Here is a 17,571-nt window from a genome sequence, read left to right on the forward strand (position 1 = left end):
CATCTGATTTATCCCAATTGCTCACAAAAAATCTAATTGAAAATCCAATTATCAACGAATTTATTTTACCGAATGGTGATGTAAATTATTTACAATTCGATGATGTTTTAGATGCTGATTTAGCTAAATTATTATTGCCAAAGCATAGATTAATTTTTGGAAATGATCAGTTATTATTTATCAATGAATCTTTTGTTGCATCTTTTTTAAAACCCCAAAACAAGTATTCATTTCAAAAATTAAGTAATAGATTTCCCTCATTAGATTTACCAATTAATTCTAAAAGATCAGCGAAATTTATTCAGGATGAGAATTATTATAATTACCCTCAAAATATATCAAGAAGTTTTGCATACTATTTAAACTTATTCGATAACGATAGTTTATATGAACAGTTAAATAATTATTTAATTGATTTAAACGGAATAAAGCTACCTCAAATTAATAATGTGATAAATCCAATTTTAATAACTGGCACACAAGAAAATGAAGAGCAAATAATTTATCTTTACCTTTTATCAGAACAATATGATTTTTTAGATAAGATAATATTAAAAAATTATTATGGCGCAACAAGAGATGAGGCAACAAATATGTATCCAGCCGGTTTTGGTGGTTACAATATAGACAAAAACTATTTTATTGAACGCCAACAACGCTTTGAAGATGAAACAATAGAAATACAACATTTTCAAATTACAAAAGAAGGAAAGTTTCAAGAAATACCGGTTACGTCTAATTGCTATAGCAAATGGGCTACTAAAGATCCAAATAAACATTCGGCTAGAAGCCTTTTGTTAACAAGTAAGCAAGCTAATAATTATTTACGTTTTGAGGGTGGTCAATTAGAAGAGCTTGATAGTGCGACATTAACTTTAAATGCTAATGAAAAAAAACTTTGTATTAATTATCAACAATCTTATCCGGTAAACTTTGGTAAGACTAATTCAAAACAATTTTTTGATAATGAGGCATTATATCAACAGCAAGTAGAAAATTTTAAAAAATATCACATTGATATCAGTAACGAATTGGAATATGTCACATTTGAAAATATTGATGAACTACCTATAGCTAAATTTTTATTAAATGACAATCAAGCCATTTATATGAACAATACATTATTTATTGTAGGTAAAGATTATTTTGTGGCTTACAGACAACCAACAAAAGAGGAGTTAGTGTATACTCAGTAGCACAAAGGTATTAATGATTTGCCATGAAACGAGCATTAGCAGATGGATTACTGGAGAGTGAAAAGACAATTATATTAGTTGAAAAAGAAGTCAGATTAATCCATGCCTTTGGGCGAGGTCACTATTTAAGCTGATTGTATAGTGGATAGGTTACACTAATTAGTACCCGTTTTATAAGGTCATTGCTATGATAAACAAAAAAACAGAAAGTGGTACCAACAATCACCAATTGCATTTCAAAAAGAAAAAATGCAGTGTAACTACCCATTAAAATAGTGCAGTAGAAAATTCTCTATGATAAAAGTAAAATGGGATTTAATGATGAAAAAGGGCTGAATCAAATTGTAGCTATTTTAAAAGAAGCTGAGGATGGTATTCCTGTTAAAGAGCTGTGCCGTAAATAGGGCATAATTCAACTTTTAAGGAAAACAAGCGAAGAATGGTTAACGATTTATAACACCGAAAGACCGCAAAGGCATTAAATAAAATAACATGACACCGATTGAATATAAAGCACTAAAATAGGTCGCTTAATTTTCTAGGTGAGTTGTGTACTAGGTGAGTTGTGTACTAAGTTTGGGATATTTACAAAAGAGCTAAACAATGAATAAAAAAATAACTGTAGAATATAAAATCAACTCGCAATATTTGTTAGACTCGTACTATGCTCAATCAGGCGTGCTAGATAAAGAGTTTGCCGAGAATTTAGACCGCTCAATAGCCGACAATATGCGAAATTTTCTAATCACATTTGATGATGAAAAAATGATATTACATAATCAGGATAAAAGTGAAACCAATACTTACTATTATCAAGACTTTTATCAAATCCATAAAAAAGCAGATGGGTATCTATTTTTTGTTAATTGCACAATATTTTATTTTGTTAAATTTGAACTATTTAAGCCCGAACATTTAATAATATTAGACAATAACTTAAAGCCATATTACGAAAAAGAGTGTGACGCACCATTAGCTGTTATTGAAAATTACGAAGTGACAACACAAAGAATCCTAACGGGGCTCATGTATTTGTACCGTAATATAACGATCGGAATGTTTGTAATACTTTTTATTATACTGATAGGTTTTATTTTTGATCAAATTTCTCTATCTATGCTATTGGGTTCTATTTTTGCCTTGGTTGGGTATCCATTGTGTTTGCGATTATCGGTGAATCGCATTGTTAAATCGGTGAATAGCGTTTACCGCCATGCAATTATCACATTTTATAATGATAAATTAGAATGCACATATAAAGAAAAACTATCTGGAGTTAAAATTAAATATTCGGAATTTTATAAGATAAGAAAATTAAAGAAAGGCTATTTAATACAAATACAAAAATATTCTTTTTATTTTCTTTTTTATGACGAATTTACTCATCAGCAACGGCAAAAACTTGAGGAAAGTTTTAAGCAAAATAAGAATTATTGTTAGTCATATTTGGTATGCATTTAATCTTACGCCTCTCAACCTTCCATAAGGATATTTTCTTGACTTATTTCTACGGATGTTACGTTGTTATTTCTAAGATTAAAGTTAATGATTAAGCGAGAAAGTAATAATACATCTTAAAATAAGGTAAATCATATCAAATAACTTTTTTATTGTTAATGATAAAAATTGCATATGCCCACTCCATCATAAAAAAGTGAATGTATAAGAAAGCGTAAATCCTTGCACTTGATGCTCAATGATAACCGATAACTTATCCATTATTTACGCTTAAACTTAACGACTATACTTCACGGTTAATCTATTTTTCATGAAAAATAACGATTAACGCACGGTAAAGATTGATGAAATACCGATAGCTAATTGTGTAGCTTTTAGTTAAGATGGTTGATTATTAAATAACCAGTGTTAACGCAATACAATTTTCAATATACATGGGACATACCGATATGAAAAGTAATCAAACAGCTAAACTCATTGAGAAGCTACAAAGTATTGTTGGACATAAATATACTTTAACTACTCCTAGCCGAACACTCCCTTACCGTCAGGGTATTCGCTTTGGTAAGGGAGATGCCTTGGCGGTAGTTTTGCCAGGCACACTTGTTGAGCAATGGCAAGTTTTAAAAGCTTGTGTTGAGGCTGATGTGATTGTGATTGCACAATCAGCGAATACAGGTTTAACAGGTGGATCTACGCCAGATGGCAATGATTATGATCGCCCCATCGTTATTGTTAGCACTCGCAGATTGGACGGGATTAATGTTATTAAAAATGGTGAGCAAGTTGTTTGCTTGCCAGGTAGCACGCTCTATCGGCTAGAAAAAGAATTAAAAAAATATCATCGAGGCCCACATTCGGTGATTGGCTCATCTTGCATTGGTGCATCAGTGATGGGAGGCGTTTGTAATAATTCTGGCGGTGCGCTTATTCAGCGAGGACCTGCGTATACTCAAATGGCTGTTTTTGCTCAATTAGATCAGCAAGGACAATTGCACTTAGTTAATCATTTAGGTATTGAGCTGGGGGATGAGCCAGAAACGATTTTGCAAAATTTGCAAAATCATACTTATACCGATAAAGATATAAATGCAGATGCAGGTTTAGGTCATGATCATCATTATTGTGAGCATGTTCGTCAAGTTGATGCTAATACGCCTGCTCGGTTTAATGCCGATCCAACCCGCCATTATGAAGCGTCGGGCAGTGCCGGACGTTTAATGGTTTTTGCCGTGCGCTTAGATACCTTTCCTTTAGAAAATAAATCGGCTGTATTTTATATTGGCACAAATAATATTACTGAATTAAATGATATTCGCCGCCATATTTTGCGTCAATTTAAAACCTTACCTGTGTCGGGCGAATATATGCATCGTGTGGCTTTTGATATTGCAGCTATTTATGGTAAACCAACCTTTCTTGCTATTCAGAAATTAGGCACAGATATGATGCCACGCCTGTTTGTTTTTAAAAATGTTGTAGATCGCATTACCGCTAAAATTCCGTTTTTCCCTAAGAATTTTTCGGATCGGTTTTCTATTTTTGTTTGTCGATTATTACCAAAGCACTTGCCTAAGTCGTTACGCAATTATCGTGATTGTTATCAGCATCATCTTATCTTAAAAATGGCAGATGATGGAATCGCTGAGGCCGAAGCTTTTTTAAAAGGCTATTTTCGAAATAAAAATGGTAATTATTTTTTATGCAATGAAAAGGAAGCACAAGCAGCGATGTTACACCGCTTTGCTGCCGCAGGGGCTGCAACGGCTTACCGCAATGTGCATAGTAAGACAGTAGAAGACATTGTGGCACTTGATATTGCATTAAAACGCAATGATACCGATTGGTTTGAAACGCTACCAAAAGATATCGATCAACATTTTATTCACAAAATGTATTATGGGCATTTTTTCTGTTATGTTTTTCATCAAGATTATATTGCCAAAAAAGGCGTGGATTGCGATAAAGTTAAGCACGATATTTTAGCATTACTCGACCAGCGAGGGGCTCAGTATCCAGCAGAGCATAATGTTGGGCATTTGTATCATGCGAATGATGATTTGAAAAAATTCTATCAACAGCTCGATCCAACAAATAGCTTTAACCCTGGTATTGGTAAAACATCAAAGAAAAAGCATTGGGCGTAATCACACCTAAAAATCTAACTGCCAAAAGTCAATTTGGCAGTGATTATTGATAGTTGTTAAATTGTAATGTGATAAAACGATTATTGCGCTTGCACATTACAATAATTTTTTTAATTGATATAGCATTTCTAAAGCTTGTTTAGGTGTTAAAGCATCAGGATCGATCTGTTTTAATGCTTCTTCGACTTCTGACGTTGCTGGCTCACTGATCATCAACGAAAGTTGCGATTTATCAATATGGCTACCAGCAGATTGTTTGGAAATAATTTCTAGCTCTTTCAATTTTTGTTTAGCTCGTTTTAATACTGCTTTGGGTACGCCAGCAAGCCCAGCAACAGCAATACCAAAACTTTTACTAGCCGCACCTTCAGATACTTCGTGAATAAAAGCAACAGTATTATCGTGTTCAATAGCATCAAAGTGGGTGTTATAAACACCTTGCAGATGTTCAGGTAGTTGGGTTAATTCAAAGTAATGGGTGGCAAACAGTGTCATTGATTTGATTTCATTAGCTAAATTTTCCGCACAGGCCCAAGCTAAAGAAAGCCCATCATAAGTTGAGGTGCCTCGACCGATTTCATCCATTAAAACAAGGCTTTGTTCTGTGGCATTATGCATAATGTTAGCCGTTTCAGTCATTTCAACCATAAACGTAGAACGCCCTGAAGCTAAATCATCTGAAGCGCCAATTCGGGTAAAAATGCGATCTACTGGGCCAATTGTTGCTTTTGATGCAGGTACAAAACTACCAATATAGGCAAGCAACACAATCAAAGCCGCTTGACGCATATAAGTACTTTTCCCTCCCATATTTGGTCCAGTAATAATTAACATGCGTCTGCTTGGCGATAATGATAGTGAATTGGCAATAAAAGGCGTCTGTAATACTTGTTCAATAACCACATGCCGCCCATCTTTAATTTCTATACCTGCGTTGGTTGATAGTGTTGGTGTTTGATAATTAAGTGTTAATGCGCGCTCTGCAAGGTTGGTTAAAACATCAAGCTCGGCAATGGCATCAGCGCTAATTTGCATATCGGCGAGTTCGGGCATTAATAGATCAAATAGCTGTTCGTAAAGTTGTTTTTCGAGTGCTAATGCTCGTCCTTTAGCTGTAAGGACTTTATCTTCATACTCTTTAAGCTCGGGGATTATGTATCTTTCAACATTTTTCAGTGTTTGACGACGAGTATAATGAATTGGCGCTAAATGGCTTTGACCTCGGCTGATTTGGATATAGTAGCCATGCACCGCATTGAAGCCCACTTTAAGCGTGTCAATACCAAGCGTTTCACGCTCTCGTATTTCAAGCTGTTCTAGATAATTAGTTGCACCATCAGCAAGGCTTCGTAGCTCGTCTAGCTCTGCATTATATCCACCTGCAATCACACCGCCATCACGAATAATCACGGGCGGGGCATCAACAATAGCATGATTTAAAATATCTGCTATGCGATCAAATTGGTTTATTTTGGCTCGCAATGTGATTAATGCGGGCGAAGTAAGGCAACTCAATAGATTTTGTAACTGTGGTAATAAATTATAAGCATCACGCAGACGAGCAAAATCACGAGGGCGAGCGGTTCGCAACGCGAGCCTTGCCAAAATACGTTCTAAATCGCCAATTTGTTTTAATAATGGGTTGGCATCATCAATATAATTTTGTAATTCACTGATCGCAAGTTGGCGATTTTGTAATATTGTCAAATTGCGAATTGGTGCATGTAACCAACGCTTAAGCATTCGGCTACCCATTGGCGTTTGGGTTTTATCGAGTATTTCAGCAACGGTATTTTCAGTGCCACCAGCTAGATTTTCAGTAATTTCTAGATTACGCCGAGTGGCTGCATCTAATACCACAAAATCATAGGCTGATTGTTTGATAATTGAACGTATATGAGGCAGCGCCGTGCGTTGGGTATCTTTAACATATTGCAATAAGCACCCCGCTGCACAAAGTGCGTAATGGCAGTCTTCAACACCAAATCCGACAAGGTCATTGGTACCAAATTGTAAATTAAGTTGCTGTTTTGCCGTTTCAAGGTCAAAATCCCATTGTGGGCGACGGCGCAAACCATGACGATGTTCAATTAATGGCATGGATTGAAAATCTTCGGGGTAAAGCAATTCAACGGGACTTGTTCGTTGCAATTCGGCTTGAATTGCCTCGAAATTATCACATTCAAAAACAAAAAATCGACCTGAGCTGATATCGAGTGTCGCATAACCATAATGGCGGTTTTGTTGCCAAATTGAAGCCAGTAAATTGTCTTTGCGATCCTCTAGTAACGATTCATCACTGACAGTACCTGGGGTAACAATACGAACAACTTTACGTTCAACGGGACCTTTACTGGTAGCCGGATCGCCAACTTGTTCGCAAATAGCGACGGATTCACCGAGTGAAATCAATTTGGCTAGATAGCTTTCAACAGCATGATAGGGCACACCCGCCATAGGAATAGGCTCACCATTTGAAGAGCCGCGTTTAGTGAGCGAAATATCTAAAAGCTGCGAGCCACGTTTAGCATCGTCATAAAACATCTCGTAAAAATCACCCATGCGATAAAAAAGCAAAATATCGGGGTTTTCGGCTTTCAGTTTTAAATATTGCCGCATCATGGGTGTGTGGTCGGAAAAATTGTCTTCATTAATCATGGCGTTATTTTTTAAATTTCGTTATGTTCCAATCTGGTAAAACAATAAGCAAGTTTCGTAACGCATTATTGCAATGTATAAAATGATATGTAGTGCTTATATTATAACTGATTATTAGTTTATCATAGAAAGCTATTTTATGGCATCAGCTATAAAATCAATATCTATATCATAATCAACAAATTGCATCAAATATTTAACATATTGATTATTATTTATTGTAAAAGTTAGAGTCCTTTAATTAGTTTTGTATAGGTGTTATTTTATAAATCTAACTTAAATTAAGGAGTATAAATGTTTAAATTTTTTAGAATGTTATGCGTAGTGGCATTTGCGCTATTTATCGTATCATGCTCCACTTATAAAAGTTCTGCCGAATATCATATAGCGCAATGGCAAGCAGAATTTCATGCTAAATTTTTATCAAAAAGTCGTTTTTATTCTGAAGTTGAACCAACGGGTAATCAAACTAAAGCAAGAGTTACCGTTATTCAAATAGGGGCAAGTGATGTTAACGTAAAGATGCGGATATATGATGAAGCAACCCATTATGACAATGGTGGTCTGGTTCCTTTTCGATTTGGTGATACAGAGGCCGTAACTCCAGTTACAGATATTCATGGCGTAACGGTTTTGGGTGATTACGTCAAACCATTAAATCAAATTAATGTCATTCCAAATAAACCATTTATTTTTGGTTTTACAGTTGGAATGTCAACTAAAGTTGAACCAGGATGGTTTCGTCAAGGTTATACCAAGTTTTTTGTTTGCAACGGGATTAACCGCGCATTTGAATTTACTCCTGAAGCAGGCAAAGATTATTTATTCTCCGTTGGCGCTAAACCAGCACAAGACGAAAAATATCATCTTTGCTTACTCAAGCTAGAAGAATGGGATAAAAGAACTAAACAATATAAAAAAATACCATTTATACTTTATGCTAAAAAATAATGCTTATCAAAAATGTCAAACCGCTTATACTGCGGTTTAACATTATCAATAAAAATAACACGCCAAATCAATCCCTAAAAAGTAAATAAAAACATGAGGAAGATAGGAAGCCTTAATATCATCCAAAATTACTGTTTTTCCTGAAGGCTAAGTGGTTTGTAAAATCGGCACCATTTCGTTAAAGTCTCTGTGGCAAAAGTGGAGCAAATTTTTCTGCAAAAAATTTGAACATCTTAGCTATACTAAGATGACCTAGAAGAGGTGAGTATCATGGATGATACGAGTAATTATAAGTAGAGCGCATTCTGTGCTATGTGCAGGAATTAAAATACCCCGCTTTGGTGTTATTATTAATCGCTTATTTTATTTACAAAAATTAAAACGCCGGAAATCACAGCTTTCCTATAAGTTGTTTTTCATCCTAAAAATTAGTCAGAAAAGCTATTGATTTTATTGAAGTTTTTGTTTTATAAAAATTAGCGATTTTTTATTTAATTTATGCGTGTGAGTAGAGGATTTCGCATAAAATCCCCGCTTTGATATTATTATTAATCGTTTATTTTATTTACAAAAGTTAAAATGCCCGAAACCGCAACTTCCCTATCAGCTGTTTTTCATCCTAAAAATCAGTCAGAAAACCAATTGATTTTATTGAGGTTTTTATTTTATGAAAATTAGCAATTTTTTATTTAATTTATGCTTGAGGTTAGGGGATTTTGCACAAAATCCCCGCTTTGATATTATTACTAATCGCTTATTTTATTTACAAAAGCTAAAATGCCCAAAACCACAGCTTTCCTATAAGTTGTTTTTCATCCTAAAAATCAGTCAGAAAAGCCATTGATTTTATTTAAGTTTTTATTTTGTAAAAATTGGTGGTTTTTTATTTAATTTATGCGTGTGAGTAGGGGATTTCGCATAAAATCCCCGTTTTGATGTCGTTTCTTAAGATCTTATATTTGTTAAAGCGAAATAATTCGATCAAATAGCGGATTGTTGGTCAGGCGATGGGTGACCATGAGCAATGTTTTATCTTTACAGGTTTTCTTTATTAATTGAATAATTTGTTGCTCGGTTTGTCGATCAAGACTTTCTGTTGGTTCGTCCATTAAAATTAATGGGGAATTATGCAGTAAGGCTCTTGCAATGCCGATACGGCGAATTTCGCCACCGGATAGTGTTCGTCCACCTTGTCCAATAAGTAAGTCTAAGCCTTGATCCGTAGCTAATAATTTGTCGAGCTCAACTTGGTGTAATACATCTATTAATTGTTGCTCGGTCGCTTGTTGATTACCTATGAGTAAATTTTGCTTTAAGGTGTCACTAAATATCGTGATCACTTGTGGCACCATAGCAATCGTTTGCCGTAATGTTTTTTCATCAAGTTGATTGAGTTCAACATTGTTGATATAAATATTGCCTGATTGAGGTTGCCATATGCGATTTATTAGGCTTAGCAATGTCGATTTACCACAACCTGTTTTACCAATTATGCCAATATGCTCACCATGTTCAACTGTCAATGAAAAATCAGTTAATACCGCAAAAGGCTGATTGGGATAAGTGAAATTAATTTGCTTAAATTGTAATTTTGCCACGTTTAGATCTATCGTTCTGCCTTTTGGCACAAATTTAATATCTGGTGTTTGATTGAAAATAGCGGTGGTGCGTGTGGCAGAAGAAAGCACTTGTCCTAAAAAGATAAATGCACCAGGAATTGGCATAAGGATCTCGGCACTAGCAAGGCTAACAAATACAAATAAAGCCACTAAAGGTGATAAGGTGTATTGGGTAATTAACCATAGCACAAGTAACGTTAAAAAGCCTGCAATTAGTAAGACTAATGCACTTGATAGCGCCATTAATGTTGATTGGCGCTGCTGATTATACAACCAATCTGATTCCAGTTCATCAAGCTGAGTACGATAGCGCAGTTGCGCATTAAATAGAGTCAGTTCAGCTTGCCCTTGCAGGTAATTGATTAATAATGTTCGGTACTCACTTTGTTGTTTAGCTAGCGTTTTTCCTAGCTGCTCTCCTGCTTGGTAAAAAATAACGGGCACGACAAGTAACGTAGTTGTAAGTATGATAGTAATGATTAGTGCAATGGGTAAATTGATAGTTGCAAGTCCAATAAATAAAATGCCAATGGTCACTAAAGCAGTTACAATAGGGGCAAAGAGTTTTAGGTATAAATGATCAAGCGCATCAATATCAACAATGAAGCGATTAAGTAAATCTGCTCGTTGATAGTGGGCAAGTTGATTAGCACTTAATGGCAAAATTTTACGAAAAGCAAGCGTTCTTAGATAAGCTAAGATTTTAAATGTAGTGTTGTGATCAACCAAACGCTCCATATAACGTGAAGCAGTGCGAGCAATCGCTGCCGCACGTACGCCGGCTGCTGGCAACATATAATTAAACGAATACAAACCAGCAACGCCAACAAAAGCGGTAGAAGCTAAAAACCATCCTGATAAAGATAATAGAAAGACACTAGCAAATAGGGTAAGAATTGATAACAATAAACCAGCTAAAATTTGCCAAAAATAGTGTTTATAAAGAGCTATATAAGGGCGCAATATGGCTAACATAAATCCTCCTCGCTATCACAAGGCAGCTTACCTTGATGTAGCTTGCTGTGGGCTAGTTGCCAGATTTGTTCATAATTCTGCATATCATCTGTTTGGTGAGTAATGGTAATGCTGTTGGGGGCAATAGGTTGTTGATCTAGATTTTGCATGGTTTGCTTGTCTAAACTAGCCGTTGGCTCATCAAGAATAATTAATTGGCAAGGTTTTAGCATAGCTCTAGCTAAAGCAATTCGTTGCGCTTGTCCAACAGATAAACGCACGGCATCTTCGCCAACTTGGGTTTCAATTCCTTGTGGTAATTTGGCAATTACATCGGCTAATTGTGTTTTGGTGATTACCTCTTCAAGTTCTTGCATTGTGGCGTTTGGCTTACCAAGTAAAATATTATCGCGAATAGTGCTATTTAGCAGATAAGGATTTTGCCCTATCCAACTCACCTTTTGCTGCCAATCATTTATATCTAATTGGTTAAATTCAATGCCATTAATTTTTAGCGAACCTTGATAAGGTAAAAAACCAAGCAACACTTGCATTAACGACGTTTTTCCTGCGCCACTGGTACCAATCAAAGCCAATTTAAACGGTGCTTGCAAATTAAACGATAGTGGACCAACGATAAATTGTTGTTCACTGGATAGTACAATTAAGTTATTTGCTTCAATGGTTTGTAATGGTTCATCCAATTTGATGTTAGTTGCTTTAATGTTAGGTTGTTTTTGCACAATGTTTTTACTTAAAAAAGTTTCGATATTATCAGCCGCTGCGATTGCTTCTGCTTTAGCATGATAGTAGGTGCCTAAATCACGTAATGGTTGAAAATATTCAGGTGCTAAAATTAACGCAAAAAAACCAGCAAATAAGGTAACAGTTCCGTTGTATGCGCCAAAATCAAATTCTCCCAAATAAGAAAAACCAAAATAAATCGCCACAATGGCGATTGAAATTGATGTGAAAAACTCTAATACAGCAGAAGATAAGAATGCAATTTTGAGTACTTGCATCGTTTTTATACGAAAATCCTCAGAAGCACGAGCTATTTCGTTAGTTTGTTTTTCGCCTTGGTTGAATAGTCGAATGGTATTGAGACCTTTTAGACGATCTAAAAAGTGACCACTTAAATAAGCGAGGGCTTTAAAATGGCGACGATTGATATCGGCAGCCCCCATTCCGACTAAGATCATAAAAATAGGAATCAGTGGTGCTGTGCAAAGTAAAATTGTAGCGGCGGCCCAATTAAAAGGGAATATCGCTATACAAATTAAAATCGGTGTCATGCTTGCCAATCGCATTTGTGGCAAATAGCGTGCAAAAAAGTCATGCAATTTATCGACTTGTTCAATAAGTAACGTACTCCATGCGCCGATCGTGCTTTGATTTAAGTAAGCCGGACCATGCAATTCAAGTTGGTTAATTAATTGGTGTCGAATTTGCTTGCGAACTTTTTGACCTATGGCAAAGTTGATTTTTTCACGCAGATAAATAAAAAATGCCCGACCGAGTAATACCCCAATTAGTCCGCCCCAAAAAGGTAAGATATCCGTAAAATGGTGTTGATCAATAATGATTTTTTGTAAAATGATTGCAAGCAACGCAGCTTGGATAATCACTAATATTGTTAAAACAAAGCCAGTTAAAATCGAAGCCCACAAATTACTTTTATGCATTTTTGCATACTGTTTTAACCAGCCAAGTAAATAGGCTTGGCGTTTTTTATCTAATGACATGAAGCTCTTTACTGTTTATTTTAAGTTGTCCAAATAGTGTTCGGCATCTAAAGCCGCCATACAGCCCGTACCTGCTGAAGTAATCGCTTGACGATAAATATGATCCATTACATCACCCGCTGCAAATATTCCCTCGATACTGGTTTGTGTTGCATTTCCTTGTGTGCCTGATTGCACTTTAATATAGCCTTCATTTAATTCAAGCTGTCCTTCGAAAATGGTCGTATTGGGTTTATGTCCAATAGCAATAAATACGCCTAAAACAGAAATTTCTTCAGTTAAATTTGTATCTTGTGTGCTACGGATTCGAACGCCTGTAACGCCCATGTTGTCGCCTAAAATCTCGTCAACGATGCGGTGTGTATGTAAGATCACTTTACCTTCTTTTATTTTTTGGTCTAAGCGATCCATTAATATTTTTTCAGCTCTGAAGCTATCTCGACGATGGATTAAATGTACTTCGCTAGCAATATTGGCTAAATAAAGGGCTTCTTCAACGGCAGTATTACCACCGCCAACAACGGCCACTTTTTGGTTACGATAGAAAAAACCATCGCAAGTTGCACAAGCTGATACCCCTTTGCTTTTGAAAGCCTCTTCTGATGGTAAGCCCAAATATTGTGCTGAAGCCCCTGTAGCGATGATCAATGCATCACAGCTGTATTGCGTTTCACTACCATAAAGCTTATAAGGTTTTTCGCTAAAATCGACACGATCGATGTGATCTAAAATAATTTCGGTGTTAAACCTTTCAGCATGTTCTTTCATTTTGACCATTAATTCTGATCCCGTTAAGTCAGGCGCGCCAGCAGGCCAGTTTTCAAGATCTGTGGTTGTAGTAAGTTGTCCACCTTGTTGCATTCCTGTAATTAATACGGGGGAAAGGTTTGCACGTGCAGCGTAAACTGCTGCGGTATAACCTGCAGGGCCAGAACCAAGTATTAACAAACGGGCATGTTTGGTTTTCATTTTAAATCCTTACTTATTTTGACTTTGGTCATTTTTAGCAAAACTAGTGCAATTTATAGCAGATAAGTCTAACATTATTAATCCTTATAGTGTAAAAAAAATTGATTATTGTATCAATAGGCAATCATAACAGGCTGTATTTGTATTATTTGCGTTGAGTTAATTTTTTGCGAATTAATTGGTTATCTTTTTCTTTTCAATTATTTTAAAGATATTTATTCCTTTTTAAACTTTGTTTGTTTTGGTTTTTTACTTTCAGTGTTTAAAATATGCGCTTTTCTTATTCTTAAATTTTTTCCTATCATTTAGCAATAACATTTTAATTATTAGTTTACTCGACATCCTAACAAAACAAGGGGGAGATAAGATGAACAATCCTTCAAAAGAAAATGTAGAAGCAGTGCTTAGAAAAATTGGTTGGGCACAAGAGATTTTAAATTCGGTACAACAAAATATTAGCGATCCTCAAGTTGGTAATATTTTATCTGGTGTTGCCTTTATCATGGATTCGGCTTCATCTGAAGCTGAAGCGCTCTATCAATTAATTAAATAAACAATTAATTAAATAAAGCTCTGCTGTTTTTTCATTTATACCTTCATTCGCCGTTTGGCGATTGAAGGTATTCAATTGGTTAGCTCGTTGAATTGTCATCCGATAAATATGTTGTTATATCTAGCAATGGCCAGCGAACACGTGCTGTAGGCTCTCCGGCTCGATAGCCGAATGCTAAACATAGCCCAACACCAAATGATTCACTACTTAATTGCGGTATATATTTTTCTAAAATTTGTATTACTTTATCGTGATCAAATCCACCTATTGCACATGAGTCAATGCCTCGAAATGCAGCTGCTGTCATCATATTGGCGCTAGCGATATAATCTTGCATTTCTGACCAGTGATTAATGGTTAAACCATCAGCAAGTCCTTGCTCGCAAAAATTAATAAATGCTTGGCAAGCAATGTCGATTGCTGTTTGATCATTGGGATTAGGTAAAGTACGAGCAATAGCTCGGCGTAAGTAATCACTTTGCGAAGTGAAGTTATTGGCTTTGCGATAAAGTATGATCACAAAATGTGAACAGCTTGTCACTTGCTCTTGATTGTAGCAAACCGATCGCAATTGTGCCTTTATTTTATCACTGTCAATGACCACAAAATGCCAAGGCTCCATACCAAATGATGAGGGAGATTGTCGGCCAGCTTCTAATATATATTCAATATCATCATTATTGATTTTTTTTGTTTGATCAAATTTTTTACATGCATGTCTAAAATCAAATGCTTGGGTTAGCTTATCCATATTTTCTCCTTATGATTTGGTATTCCATGGGGCAACTTTTAATAATAATAACATACCTGGGATGGCGAGAATCGTACATAAACTAAAAAATGTTGTCCACCCCAAATATTCAACCATAATGCCTGTTGTCGCATTAATTAATGTTCTTGGAATTGATGCTATGCTAGTAAATAAAGCAAATTGTGTTGCAGTATAAAGCGGATTGGTTGTTTTTGCGATAAACGCCACAAATGCGGCGGAACCAAGGCCAACGCCAAGTGATTCGAAACCAATTACTATTGCTAATAAAGCTTTTTGGTATGTCCCTATAGCATTAAAAGGACCTTCCACCGAAAGCCAAGCAAATCCTAAAATTGAAATAACTTGTACAAGACCAAAGGACCATAGTGCGCGGTTTATTCCTATTTTTATCATCAAAATACCGCCAATTAGTGCACCCAATACGCTTGGCCATAAAGAGGCATTTTTTGCTATCCAGCCAATATCGGGGCGACTATAGCCCATTTGTAAATAAAAAGGTGTGGCTAATGAAGTAGCCATACTATCGCCTAATTTATATAAAAAGATAAATGCTAATATTAAAATTGCTGTTTTAAGCCCATTTCGAGTAATAAATTCATTAAATGGTTCAATGATGATATCTTTAAAATGGTGATTTTTTGGCATTTGATTAAGAGGCTCTTTGACCAGCAATGTCATTATGATAGCCGGTAGCATAAATAGTGCTGTAATGATAAAAACACTATTCCACGGTAAATAGTTTGATAATATAAGTGATAATGAACCAGGTACTAAACCTGCAATTCGATAAGCGTTTGTATGAATACTATTACCGAGCCCTAATTCTTTATCAATTAATAATTCTCGTCTAAATGCATCAAGCGCAACATCTTGAGTGGCGGAAAATAGCGCAATAATAAAGCAGGTAATCGCAATTAACCAGATGTTTAACTTAGGCGAAAAAAATCCCAATATTGCGATTGAAAAAGTAAGTATAATTTGGCAACCCAGCATCCAACCGCGGCGTCGCCCTAAATTAAACGGTGAAATATTATCCATAAATGGCGACCAGATAAATTTCAAAATATAAGGAATTTGCGTTAACGAAAAAGCACCAATTGTTTTTATATTTACACCATCGCTTGTTAACCAAGCAGGTAATAGTTGTAATAATAAATAAAAAGGAAGACCAGAAGCAAAACCCGTAAAAATGCAGATTAGCATCTTGGTGTTAAAAATTGTTTTCAAAAGTGAATTTTGCGCATTATTCATTATCTATCTTTATTGTTAGTTTTTAGCAAAGTGCTATCATAGCATATAACCTATAAAAATAATTCGATAAGCGAAGGTAAACACTGTTACCTAAAGTGATATTGCCAACATAACAAATTGATACGCAATATTTTTTTGAAAGCTAAAAGTCGTTTTTGTTAAAAATTGTAAAGACTATGTGTTGTGTTTCAGTATAAAAATTGTTTGAGTATAAAGATTAACGCCAACAACCAGTAAAAAATAACTAATTACCATTAAGAGGGGTTTAGTAATATGAAAAGTTCAATTAAAGTCGCTGTCTTTAGTAGCAAGCATTACGATAAAGAACACTTAGAAATGGCAAACAAAAAGTTTGGTTTTGATATTGAATATTATGAACATAAACTCAGTCATAAAACGGCTGTTACAGCTCAAGGGTATGATGCTGTTTGTGCATTTGTTAATGACGAAGTCGATAAAAAAGTACTACAAAAATTAGCCAGTTATGGCATTAAAATTTTAGCACTTCGTTGTGCTGGCTTTGATAATGTTGATTTAGCAGAAGCTGAAAAATTGGGGATTACTGTAGTGCGAGTGCCTGCTTATTCGCCAGAAGCCGTTGCAGAACATGCAGTGGCTTTAATGATGACGCTAAATAGAAGAACGCATAAAGCCTATCAACGCACTCGTGATGCTAACTTTTCGTTAGATGGGTTAACTGGCTTTAATATGCACAATCGTACTGCTGGCGTGATTGGTACCGGCAAAATTGGTCAAGCGGTTATTCGTATATTGAAAGGTTTTGGTATGCATATTCTTGCTTATGATCCTTATCCTAATGATATTGTGGTTGAATTAGGAGCGCAATATGTTGAATTAGATGAGCTATATGCCAAATCAGATGTGATCACATTACATTGTCCAATGACACCAGAAAATTATCATTTATTAAATAAAGATTCATTCCAAAAGATGAAAAATGGCGTGATGATTATCAATACCAGCCGTGGAGCATTACTTGATGCAACAGCTGCTATTGAAGCATTAAAACAAACCAAAATTGGTGCTTTGGGCATGGATGTTTATGAAAATGAACGTGATCTATTTTTTGAAGACAAATCAAATGATGTCATTTTAGATGATGTATTCCGTCGTTTGTCTTCTTGCCATAATGTTATTTTTACAGGTCATCAAGCCTTTTTGACGCAAGAAGCATTGTTGAATATTTCTGACACCACTTTGAGCAATATTAAGCAAGTTGCGGAAGGTAAATCATGCTCAAATATTGTTAAATAATAAGAAATCCCTTATGATGTTGT

Annotated in this window: 12 protein-coding genes; 6 read left to right on the plus strand and 6 right to left on the minus strand. The window is 35.4% G+C overall.

Annotated elements, in window-relative coordinates:
- The 3 genes from A9G47_RS14130 to dld form a co-directional block, all read left to right on the plus strand.
- A partial coding sequence (locus A9G47_RS14130; protein ID WP_176700637.1) for a hypothetical protein occupies positions 1-1,196 on the plus strand: 1,196 nt, incomplete at its 5' end.
- A 603-nt stretch (positions 1,197-1,799) separates the two neighbouring features.
- A complete protein-coding gene (locus tag A9G47_RS01935; protein ID WP_065588838.1) occupies positions 1,800-2,636 on the plus strand; it encodes a YcxB family protein in 837 nt (278 codons plus the stop codon).
- A gap of 467 nt (positions 2,637-3,103) precedes the next feature.
- Positions 3,104-4,801: a D-lactate dehydrogenase gene (gene dld, locus A9G47_RS01940; RefSeq protein ID WP_065568438.1), complete on the plus strand. Its 1,698-nt coding sequence runs from the start codon at positions 3,104-3,106 to the stop codon at positions 4,799-4,801.
- Between the two features lie 96 nt (positions 4,802-4,897).
- On the opposite strand, the gene mutS is transcribed toward dld, so the two are convergent.
- The gene (mutS, locus tag A9G47_RS01945; RefSeq protein ID WP_065642030.1) at positions 4,898-7,459 is read right to left on the minus strand and encodes a DNA mismatch repair protein MutS; all 2,562 of its coding nucleotides are present in this window, start codon (positions 7,457-7,459) and stop codon (positions 4,898-4,900) included.
- A 294-nt stretch (positions 7,460-7,753) separates the two neighbouring features.
- Between mutS and A9G47_RS01950 the strand changes: the two genes are divergently transcribed.
- Positions 7,754-8,410: a hypothetical protein gene (locus A9G47_RS01950; RefSeq protein ID WP_065580261.1), complete on the plus strand. Its 657-nt coding sequence runs from the start codon at positions 7,754-7,756 to the stop codon at positions 8,408-8,410.
- Positions 8,411-9,372: 962 nt separating this feature from the next.
- Here the strand turns inward: A9G47_RS01950 and cydC are convergent.
- Genes cydC through trxB form a run of 3 tightly spaced genes read right to left on the minus strand, consistent with a single transcriptional unit; the run spans position 9,373 to position 13,697 of the window.
- Entirely contained in the window at positions 9,373-11,004 is a 1,632-nt protein-coding gene (gene cydC, locus A9G47_RS01955; protein WP_065642031.1) for a heme ABC transporter ATP-binding protein/permease CydC, read from the minus strand.
- The gene (gene cydD / locus A9G47_RS01960) at positions 10,998-12,728 is read right to left on the minus strand and encodes a heme ABC transporter permease/ATP-binding protein CydD (RefSeq protein WP_065580254.1); all 1,731 of its coding nucleotides are present in this window, start codon (positions 12,726-12,728) and stop codon (positions 10,998-11,000) included. Before cydD ends, cydC begins: the two co-directional genes overlap by 7 nt.
- 15 nt (positions 12,729-12,743) lie before the next feature.
- The gene (trxB, locus tag A9G47_RS01965) at positions 12,744-13,697 is read right to left on the minus strand and encodes a thioredoxin-disulfide reductase (protein ID WP_065580253.1); all 954 of its coding nucleotides are present in this window, start codon (positions 13,695-13,697) and stop codon (positions 12,744-12,746) included.
- 367 nt (positions 13,698-14,064) lie between these two features.
- Between trxB and A9G47_RS01970 the strand changes: the two genes are divergently transcribed.
- Positions 14,065-14,250, plus strand: a complete 186-nt coding sequence (locus A9G47_RS01970) for a hypothetical protein (protein ID WP_065566774.1) — start codon at positions 14,065-14,067, stop codon at positions 14,248-14,250.
- A 79-nt stretch (positions 14,251-14,329) separates the two neighbouring features.
- Here A9G47_RS01970 and A9G47_RS01975 read toward each other — a convergent pair whose 3' ends face one another.
- Positions 14,330-15,001 (minus strand): NAD(P)H-dependent oxidoreductase, encoded by a 672-nt coding sequence (locus A9G47_RS01975; protein WP_065566775.1) that lies wholly within the window; start codon positions 14,999-15,001, stop codon positions 14,330-14,332.
- Positions 15,002-15,010: 9 nt separating this feature from the next.
- Complete coding sequence (locus A9G47_RS01980; protein ID WP_065566776.1) at positions 15,011-16,273, minus strand: AmpG family muropeptide MFS transporter; 1,263 nt, start codon at positions 16,271-16,273, stop codon at positions 15,011-15,013.
- 285 nt (positions 16,274-16,558) lie between these two features.
- Between A9G47_RS01980 and A9G47_RS01985 the strand changes: the two genes are divergently transcribed.
- Positions 16,559-17,548: a 2-hydroxyacid dehydrogenase gene (locus A9G47_RS01985; RefSeq protein WP_065566787.1), complete on the plus strand. Its 990-nt coding sequence runs from the start codon at positions 16,559-16,561 to the stop codon at positions 17,546-17,548.
- The last annotated feature ends 23 nt before the right edge of the window (positions 17,549-17,571 follow it).

Source organism: Gilliamella sp. WF3-4 (assembly GCF_001690275.1).
GTDB classification, from domain to species: Bacteria; Pseudomonadota; Gammaproteobacteria; order Enterobacterales; family Orbaceae; genus Gilliamella; species Gilliamella apicola_C.

Bases quoted from the DNA above. Each gene is read 5' to 3' on its own strand.
- A9G47_RS01935 (WP_065588838.1), top strand. From the start codon at position 1,800: ATGAATAAAAAAATAACTGTAGAATATAAAATCAACTCGCAATATTTG.
- dld (WP_065568438.1), top strand. From the start codon at position 3,104: ATGAAAAGTAATCAAACAGCTAAACTCATTGAGAAGCTACAAAGTATT.
- mutS (WP_065642030.1), bottom strand. From the start codon at position 7,459: ATGATTAATGAAGACAATTTTTCCGACCACACACCCATGATGCGGCAA.
- A9G47_RS01950 (WP_065580261.1), top strand. From the start codon at position 7,754: ATGTTTAAATTTTTTAGAATGTTATGCGTAGTGGCATTTGCGCTATTT.
- cydC (WP_065642031.1), bottom strand. From the start codon at position 11,004: ATGTTAGCCATATTGCGCCCTTATATAGCTCTTTATAAACACTATTTT.
- cydD (WP_065580254.1), bottom strand. From the start codon at position 12,728: ATGTCATTAGATAAAAAACGCCAAGCCTATTTACTTGGCTGGTTAAAA.
- trxB (WP_065580253.1), bottom strand. From the start codon at position 13,697: ATGAAAACCAAACATGCCCGTTTGTTAATACTTGGTTCTGGCCCTGCA.
- A9G47_RS01970 (WP_065566774.1), top strand. From the start codon at position 14,065: ATGAACAATCCTTCAAAAGAAAATGTAGAAGCAGTGCTTAGAAAAATT.
- A9G47_RS01975 (WP_065566775.1), bottom strand. From the start codon at position 15,001: ATGGATAAGCTAACCCAAGCATTTGATTTTAGACATGCATGTAAAAAA.
- A9G47_RS01980 (WP_065566776.1), bottom strand. From the start codon at position 16,273: ATGAATAATGCGCAAAATTCACTTTTGAAAACAATTTTTAACACCAAG.